Here is an 8,698-nt window from a genome sequence, read left to right as displayed (position 1 = left end):
CGCGCGGGCGCAGCCCCTCCGGGTCGCCGAGCAGGGCGACCGCCTCGGGGGCGCGCAGCAGCAGATCGGGGGCGAGCCGCCCGGCGGAGAGCACCCGGGCCAGGTTCTCGGCGGCGGCGCCCTCGTCCCGCAGCAGCCGCAGGTACCAGGGCGTCTTGCCCAGCGCGTCCGAGACCTTGCGGAAGCCCAGCAGCCCGGCGTCCGGGTCCGCGGAGTCGGCGAACCAGCCCAGCAGCACGGGCAGCAGTGTGCGCTGGATCGCCGCCTTACGGGTCACCCCGGACGCCAGGGCCTCCAGGTGGCGCAGCGCACCGGCCGGGTCCGCGTACCCCAGGGCGGTGAGCCGCTGGCCGGCCGCCTGGGAGCTGAGCCGGATCTCACCGGGCTGGAGCTGGGCGACGGCGTCCAGCAGCGGCCGGTAGAAGAGCTTCTCGTGCAGCCGCCGCACCTCGCGGGCGTGCCGCCGCCAGGCGGTGCCCAGCTCGGTCACCGGCTCGGTGCGGAACCCCAGCGACCGGCCGAGGCGGCGCTGGTCGGCCTCGCCCTCGGGCATCAGATGGGTGCGGCGCAGCCGGTAGAGCTGGAGGCGGTGCTCCATGGTGCGCAGAAAGCGGTAGGCGTCGTCCAGCGCGGCGGCGTCGGTGCGCCCCACATAGCCGCCGGCGGCCAGGGCCGCGAGCGCGTCCAGCGTCGTACCGCTGCGCAGCGACTCGTCGGACCTCCCGTGCACCAACTGGAGCAGCTGGACGGCGAACTCGACGTCGCGCAGGCCGCCGGGGCCCAGCTTGAGCTCGCGGTCGACCTCGGACACGGGGATGTTCTCGACCACGCGGCGGCGCATCTGCTGCACATCGGGGATGAAGTTCTCGCGCTCGACGGCCTGCCAGACCATGGGCGCGAGGGCGTCCACGTACGCCTGGCCGAGCGTGGCGTCGCCCGCCATCGGACGTGCCTTCAGCAGCGCCTGGAACTCCCAGGTCTTGGCCCAGCGCTGGTAGTAGGCCAGATGGCTGGAGAGGGTGCGCACCAGCGGGCCGTTGCGCCCCTCGGGGCGGAGGTTGGCGTCGACGGGCCAGATGGTGCCCTCGACGGTGACGTCGGAGCAGACGCGCATCAGCCGGGAGGCGAGCCGGGTGGCGGCCCGTACCGCCTCGTCCTCCTCGACGCCCTCGACGGCCTCCGCCACGAAGATCACGTCCACGTCGGAGACGTAATTGAGCTCGCGGCCGCCGCATTTGCCCATGCCGATCACGGCCAGCCGGCAGGCGGCGGCGTCCTGCGGCTGCTCCTCGGCCGCGATCTCCAGCGCGGCCCGCACCGTGGCGGTCGCCAGGTCGGCGAGCTCGGCGGCCGTCTGGGTGATGTCGGTGGTGCCGCACACATCGCGGGCGGCGATGGCCAGCAGCGCCCGGCGGTAGGCGACGCGCAGCGCGTCGGGCCGGGGCATCCCCGCCCCGGGCGCGCCCCAGACCCCCTCGGCCAGGGCCCGCTCGAACTCGGGGGTGGCGGGGTGCAGATCGGCGGATTCGTAGGTCACCAGGGCGTGCCAGTCGCCCGGGTGGCGGGCGAGGTGGTCGCCCAGCGCCTCGGAGGCGCCGAGCACCCCGAGCAGCCGGTCGCGCAGGGGTTTGGCGGTGACGAGGGTGTCCAGCAGCGCCTGCCGCGACCCGGCCCGCTGCCCGCCGTCCTCCTTCTCCTCCGCTTCCTCCTCGGGCAGCGCCTCGACGAGCCGTACGAGTCCGAGCAGCGCCAGATCCGGGTCGGCGGTCGCGCCGAGCGCCTCCAGCAGCACCGAATCGCTCCGCACTGCGGCCAGCTCGGGCGCGTCCAGCAGCCGCTGCGCGGCCGAGGCGTCGGTGAAACCGTGCCGCAGCAGCCGGGTGATATTGCTGCTCCTGCGTCCCTGCGGTACGGCCATCCCGCCGCCTCCCGTCCCTGGTCGACTCCGCGCCGCTCGACCACGCGCACACCCGTGATCGCCACGCGACCACGCGCACGCCCGTGATCAAAGGCGCCGCTGACGAGCCTAAGCGACCCCGCGGGCGAAGCGGCAGGTCCGGGCGCGGGCGGACGCGGACACGGCCCGCGCCCGCCCGCGCCCCGCGGCTACAGCACCGGCAGGTTCTTCCGAAGCTCGAACGGGGTCACCTCGGAGCGGTACTCCTCCCACTCCTGCTTCTTGTTGCGGAGGAAGAAGTCGAAGACATGCTCCCCGAGCGTCTCGGCGACCAGTTCGCTGCGCTCCATGAGGTCGATCGCCTCGCCCAGGTTCTGCGGGAGGGGCTCGATGCCGAGGGAGCGGCGCTCGGCGTCGGAGAGTGCCCAGACGTCGTCGTCGGCGCCGGCCGGGAGTTCGTAGCCGCCCTCGATGCCCTTGAGGCCGGCGGCGAGGAGGGCCGCGTAGGCCAGGTAGGGGTTGGCGCCGGAGTCCAGGGAGCGGACCTCGACGCGGGTGGAGCCGGTCTTGCCGGGCTTGTAGAGGGGGACGCGGACGAGGGCGGAGCGGTTGTTGTGGCCCCAGCAGATGTAGGAGGGGGCTTCGCCGCCCGCGCCCGCGGTGCGCTGCGAACCGCCCCAGATCCGCTTGTACGAGTTGACCCACTGATTGCTCACGGCGGAGATCTCCCCGGCGTGGCGCAGCAGGCCCGCGATGAAGGAGCGGCCCACCTTGGAGAGCTGGAACTCGGCGCCGGACTCGTAGAAGGCGTTGCGGTCGCCCTCGAAGAGGGAGAGGTGGGTGTGCATGCCAGAGCCGGGGTATTCGGAGAACGGCTTCGGCATGAACGTGGCCTGCACGCCCTGCTCCAGCGCGACCTGCTTCATGACCAGGCGGAAGGTCATGATGTTGTCGGCGGTGGAGAGCGCGTCGGCGTAGCGCAGATCGATCTCCTGCTGGCCGGGGGCGCCCTCGTGGTGGGAGAACTCGACCGAGATGCCCATCGATTCGAGCATGGTGATCGCCTGGCGGCGGAAGTCCATGCCGATGTTCTGGGGGGTGTGGTCGAAGTAGCCCGAGGAGTCGGCGGGCGTCGGGCGGCTGCCGTCCACCGGCTTCTGGTTGAGCAGGAAGAACTCGATCTCAGGGTGGGTGTAGAAGGTGAACCCGAGGTCGGAGGTCTTGGCGAGGATGCGCTTGAGGACGAAGCGGGGGTCGGCGAAGGACGGTGAGCCGTCCGGCATCAGGATGTCGCAGAACATCCGTGCGGTCCCGGGGGCCTCGGCGCGCCAGGGCAGGATCTGGAACGTGCCGGGGTCCGGCTTGGCGATCATGTCGGACTCGTAGACCCGGGCAAAGCCCTCGATCGCGGAACCATCGAATCCGATGCCCTCGTCGAAGGCGCCCTCGAGCTCGGCCGGCGCGACGGCCACGGACTTCAGGAAGCCGAGCACATCGGTGAACCAGAGCCGCACAAACCGGATGTCGCGCTCTTCGAGCGTACGGAGCACGAACTCCTGCTGCTTATCCATGGTCCCCAATCCTTGCAGGTCAAACGGCTCTTTGCGCGGGCGCGGGGCACCTTCCGCATCCCCAGTATCACGCGGCGGGATTTCACAGAGGTTTCGTCCGGTCGCCCCGGTCTCCCCTCACCTCACCACGATGGGTGCATCGTACTTTCACCCGGCCGGTCCCGGACCCGACCGTTCTGCCCCCTCCGTGGCGCCTGCCGGGGCTCCATACCCCTTGGGGGTAGGGTGCCGAATATCAAGATGATCAAACGGTCGGATGATGATCTGAAGGATCAGTCAGATGGAGGTGGCGATGCACCGAAGCCCCTCACCCCCGAGCCGATCGCTGATGCGGCGCATAGCGCGGCGCGTCGGCCGCCCGCCCTCCCGGCGGGGCGGTGGACGCGCGGACCCTCACGCATCCGGCACACATCAGCATTGGGGTACTGACTCATGGACGAAAAGACTCGCCGTGCCGTGCTCGGCACGGGCATCGCCGCCGCGGGCAGCGGTCTGCTCGCCGCCTGCGGCTCCTCCGGCCCCCGCCCCCGCGCCGGTGGCCCCGACGGCGTGGACGGCAACACGATGGGCGCCCCCGCCAGGCCCGGCGCGCCCGCGGACGACACCCCGGCGCGGTACGTCTCCCCCCACGGCCCGGAGGTCGCCGCGACCGAGCGGCGGCGGGGCCCCGGCCCGGTGCGCACCTTCCGGCTCACCGCCACCGCGACCACCCTGGACATCGGCGCCCGCAAGGTGACGTCCTGGGCCTACGAGGACCAGGTGCCGGGCCGGGAGATCCGGGTGACGGCGGGCGACACGATCGCGCTCACCCTCGCCAACAACCTGCCGCAGCCCACCACGCTGCACTGGCACGGCGTCCGGCTGCGCAACGACATGGACGGCGTCCCCGGGGTGACCCAGCGCGCGATCAAGACCGGCGCCGCCTTCGACTACCGCTTCACCGCGTTCTATCCGGGCACGTACTGGATCCATCCGCACTCCGGCGTCCAGCTGGACCGGGGGCTGTACGCACCGCTGATCGTGGAGGATCCGAAGGAGCCGCTGACGTACGACAAGGAGTGGATCGTCGTCCTGGACGACTGGCTCGACGGGGTGGGCGGCCGCACCCCGGACAAGGAGTTCGAGCGGCTCAACGCGGGCAAGGGCGGCGCGGCCGGCCATGCGATGGACGACGGCTCGATGGACGACGGCTCGATGGATGACGACGGCAAGCGCGGGGCCACGGCGACGGCAACAGCCAAGGCCAAAGCCACGCCCACCTCCACACCCACGGCCACGGCCACGGCTAAGGCCAAGGCCAAAGGCACCGCCGCGAGTGGCGCCAAACGCGACCGGACCCGGTCCACGGCGCGCAAGAAGGCCGCGCCCATGGAGAGCAGACTGCTGGGCGGCCACGCGGGCGATGTCAGCTACCCCTACTACCTGGTCAACGGCCGCAGCCCCGAGTCCCCGCAGGTCTTCCGCGCCAAGCGCGGCGACCGGGTGCGCATCCGCATCATCAACGCGGGCGGCGACACCGCCTTCCGCGTCGCCCTCGGCGGCCACCGGATGACCGTCACCCACACCGACGGCTACCCCGTCGTACCGGCCAAGACGGACGCGCTGCTGCTGGGCATGGGCGAGCGCTACGACGTGCTGGTCACCGTCAAGGACGGGGTCTTCCCGCTCGCCGTGATCGCCGAGGGCAAGGGGCGGTCCGCGATGGCGGTGCTGCGCACCCGCGGCAAGAGCCCGGTGAAGTTCCCGCGCCCCAAGGAGCTGGACGGCGAGCTGCTCACCGCGGACCGGCTGAAGGCCGCGGAGGACGTCCGGCTGACGCCCAAGGAGCCCGACCGCATCATCCGGATGCGGCTCACCGGCTCGATGCGGCGCTGGGACTGGGCGATCAACGGCCGACCGTACGACCCCGCGCAGCGCTATCCGGTACGGGAGGGTGAGCGGGTGCGGATCACGTTCATCAACGGCACCGACATGTGGCACCCGGTCCATCTGCACGGCCACACCTTCGCGCTGCCGGACGGCGGCCCCCGTAAGGACACCACGGTCCTGCTGCCGCACCACAAGGTGAACGTGGACCTCGACGCCGACAACCCGGGGCTGTGGATGGTCCACTGCCACAACGTCTACCACTCGGAGTCCGGGATGATGACCATCCTCGGCTACCAGACGTGAGGCCAAGCCTGACCGGCGTGAGAAGGGAGACACCCCCGGCTATCGCGTCAGACAGACGATTACACTGGGCCCGTGCCTCAACTTCGCCTCGCTCTGAACCAGATCGACTCGACCGTCGGCGACCTCGACGGCAACACCGAATCGATACTCCACTGGACCCGGCACTCCGCCGAGCAGGGCGCCCATCTGGTGGCGTTCCCCGAGATGGTGCTGACCGGCTACCCCGTCGAGGACCTGGCGCTGCGCTCGTCCTTCGTCGAGGCGTCGCGCGCCGCGCTGCGCTCGCTCGCCGAGCGGCTGAACGCCGAGGGGCTGGGCGAGGTGCCGGTGGTCGTCGGCTATCTCGACCGCAGCGAGCGCGCCCGGCGCTACGGCCAGCCGGCCGGGTCGCCGCAGAACGCGGGCGCCGTGCTGCACCGGGGCGCGGTCGTGCTGACCTTCGCCAAGCACCATCTGCCGAACTACGGCGTCTTCGACGAGTTCCGCTACTTCGTGCCCGGCGACACCCTGCCCATGGTCCGCGTCCACGGCATCGACGTGGCACTCGCCATCTGCGAGGACCTGTGGCAGGACGGCGGCAGGGTGCCGGCCAGCTGCTCGGCGGGGGCCGGGCTGCTGCTGTCGATCAACGCCTCGCCGTACGAGCGGGAGAAGGACGACACCCGGCTGGACCTGGTGCGCAAGCGGGCCCAGGAGGCGGGCTGCACCACCGCGTACCTGGCCATGATCGGCGGCCAGGACGAGCTGGTCTTCGACGGCGACTCGATCGTGGTCGACCGGGACGGCGAAGTCATCGCGCGGGCCCCGCAGTTCGCCGAGGGCTGTGTGCTGCTCGACCTGGATCTGCCCGCCGCCGACCCGGGCCCGGCCCCCGAGGGGGTCGTGGACGACGGGCTCCGCATCGACCACGTCACGCTCTCCGCCGACCCGCTGCCCCGCTATGAGCCGGAGCTCGCGGGCGGCGAGGCCGAGCGGCTCGGGGACGACGAGGAGATCTACACGGCGCTGGTCGTGGGGCTGCGGGCCTATGTGGCGAAGAACGGTTTCCGCAGTGTGCTGATCGGGCTCTCCGGCGGGATCGACTCCTCGCTCGTCGCCGCGATCGCGTGTGACGCGGTCGGCGCGCAGAACGTGTACGGCGTGGCGATGCCCTCGCGCTACTCCTCCGAGCACTCGATCGACGACGCGGCCGAGCTGGCGCGGCGCACCGGGCTGAACTTCCGCACGGTCCCGATCGCCCCGATGTTCGACGCCTATATGGCCTCCCTGGGGCTCACCGGACTGGCCGAGGAGAACCTCCAGTCGCGGCTGCGCGGCACGATGCTGATGGCGATCTCCAACCAGGAGGGCCACATCGTCCTCGCCCCGGGCAACAAGTCCGAGCTGGCCTGCGGCTACTCCACGCTCTACGGGGACTCGGTCGGCGCGTACGGCCCGATCAAGGACGTCTACAAGACCTCTGTCTTCCGGCTGTCGAAATGGCGTAATCGTGCGGCGGAAGAGCGGGGCCAGACCCCGCCCATCCCCGAGAACTCGATCACCAAGCCGCCGAGCGCCGAGCTGCGCCCCGGCCAGGTCGACACCGACTCGCTCCCCGACTACGACGTCCTCGACCGGATCCTGGAGCTGTATGTCGACCGCGACCAGGGGCGTACCGAGATCGTGGCGGCGGGGTACGACGACGCGCTGGTGACCCGGATCCTGCGGATGGTGGACACGGCCGAGTACAAGCGCCGGCAGTACCCGCCGGGTACGAAGATCTCCGCGAAGGGGTTCGGCAAGGATCGCCGGCTGCCCATCACGAACCGCTGGCGGGAGCACGTCTGAGGCTCTTGGGGCGGCGTTACGCGCGGCTCCCTATGACTCTGACGACTCTGACTGGGCATCCAGGAACGTCCTGATCAGGCCCAGCCACGCAGCGGGTGCCTCCGCGAACGGCAGATGGCCGGACTCCAGCTCGGCGAGGCGCGCCCCGGGGATCGCGTCCGCCACCTGGCGGTGGTGGTACGGCGTGGCCATCGCGTCCAGCGTCGTGGAGATCACCAGGGTGGGCACCCGGATCCGGCCCAGGTCCTCGCGGACGTCGATCCGGCCGACCAGTTCGACCTGGTCGATCGCGCCGGGCGGCACCGAGGCGCGGGCGCCCTCGATCACCATGGCGAGCTCCTCGGGCGTCATCCGGTCCAGATAGGGCGCGCCCGCGCCGATGAGCGCGGTCCAGCGGGCGGTCGCCTCCTGGTCGCCCGAGCGGAGGTGGCGCAGCCAGTCGTCCACGAGGAGCCGCATCCGGGCGCTGGGGTGGGCGAAGGTCGCGGTCAGGACCAGGGCGGTGACCCGCTCGGGGTGGCGGATGGCGGCGCGCAGGGCGACCGGCCCGCCGAGGGAGTATCCGGCGATGGCGAAGGTGTCCAGACCCTCCTCGACGGCCGTGGCCACCAGCTGGTCGGCCAGGGTGTCGAGGTCCAGCGGCCCGCTCGCGCGCGGGGTGCGGCCGGAGCCGGGGTAGTCGGGGCCGACCACGCGGTAGCGCTCGGCGAGACCGTCCAGGATCGGACCGTAGTTCCCCTCGATGGAGCCGGTCCCGCCGTGGGCGAGCAGCAGCCCGGGGCCGGTGCCGCGGACGGTGCGGGCCAGGGGTGAGGTGTTGGTCATCAGGTGTGTCCTTGCGTCACGTCTTATGGCTGATGACGGGACGCTAAAGCCTCACATCAATGTCAAAGTCAAGCCCACCGTGTGGTCGGGCGGCCCGGCCACCGGGCGGCCGGAACCGGGCCGCCGGACCACCGGACCGGACCGCCGGGCGGCTGGACCACCGGGCCGGGCGGCCGGGCGGCTGGACCACCGGGCCGGGCGGCCGGGCCCGGGGCGCACCGGGCAGCGGAAAGCCCCCGCCATGTGGCGGGGGCGACGTCTTTCCCCTCCCCGCCCCTTCCCGAAACTGGGGGCGCCGCCCCCAGACCCCCGAACCGGGGCTTCGCCCCGGGCCCCGGCGCTCGGCGCGGATCCGCATATCGATGCTGCGGGAAGGAGCGAAGCCCCGGTTCGGGGCCCGGGGCGG

The 8,698-nt window shown here is 71.9% G+C and carries 5 protein-coding genes; 2 read left to right on the top strand and 3 right to left on the bottom strand.

Annotation, left to right across the window (positions count from 1 at the left end; genetic code table 11):
* Both ABD329_RS46895 and glnA read right to left on the bottom strand, forming a co-directional pair.
* Window positions 1-1,918 (bottom strand): bifunctional [glutamine synthetase] adenylyltransferase/[glutamine synthetase]-adenylyl-L-tyrosine phosphorylase (locus ABD329_RS46895; RefSeq protein WP_344318145.1); only part of this gene is annotated, 1,918 nt, incomplete at its 3' end.
* Between the two features lie 188 nt (window positions 1,919-2,106).
* Window positions 2,107-3,468, bottom strand: a complete 1,362-nt coding sequence (gene glnA / locus ABD329_RS46890; protein ID WP_198280078.1) for a type I glutamate--ammonia ligase — start codon at window positions 3,466-3,468, stop codon at window positions 2,107-2,109.
* 432 nt (window positions 3,469-3,900) lie between these two features.
* Between glnA and ABD329_RS46885 the strand changes: the two genes are divergently transcribed.
* Window positions 3,901-5,640 carry a multicopper oxidase family protein gene (locus ABD329_RS46885; RefSeq protein WP_198280079.1) on the top strand — a complete coding sequence of 580 codons (1,740 nt, stop codon included), beginning with the start codon at window positions 3,901-3,903 and terminating at the stop codon, window positions 5,638-5,640.
* Window positions 5,641-5,712: 72 nt separating this feature from the next.
* A complete protein-coding gene (locus ABD329_RS46880; protein WP_198280080.1) occupies window positions 5,713-7,467 on the top strand; it encodes an NAD+ synthase in 1,755 nt (584 codons plus the stop codon).
* Window positions 7,468-7,497: 30 nt separating this feature from the next.
* Here ABD329_RS46880 and ABD329_RS46875 read toward each other — a convergent pair whose 3' ends face one another.
* On the bottom strand, window positions 7,498-8,292 hold the full coding sequence (locus ABD329_RS46875; RefSeq protein ID WP_198280081.1) for an alpha/beta fold hydrolase: 795 nt from the start codon (window positions 8,290-8,292) through the stop codon (window positions 7,498-7,500).
* Window positions 8,293-8,698 lie beyond the last annotated feature (406 nt).

The organism is Streptomyces javensis (assembly GCF_039525925.1).
Lineage (GTDB): Bacteria > Actinomycetota > Actinomycetes > Streptomycetales > Streptomycetaceae > Streptomyces > Streptomyces asiaticus.
This window is presented reverse-complemented; position numbering and strand designations above follow the sequence as displayed.

Coding starts and splice junctions, on each gene's coding strand:
- ABD329_RS46885 (WP_198280079.1), top strand. CDS start 3,901: ATGGACGAAAAGACTCGCCGTGCCGTGCTCGGCACGGGCATCGCCGCC.
- glnA (WP_198280078.1), bottom strand. CDS start 3,468: ATGGATAAGCAGCAGGAGTTCGTGCTCCGTACGCTCGAAGAGCGCGAC.
- ABD329_RS46875 (WP_198280081.1), bottom strand. CDS start 8,292: ATGACCAACACCTCACCCCTGGCCCGCACCGTCCGCGGCACCGGCCCC.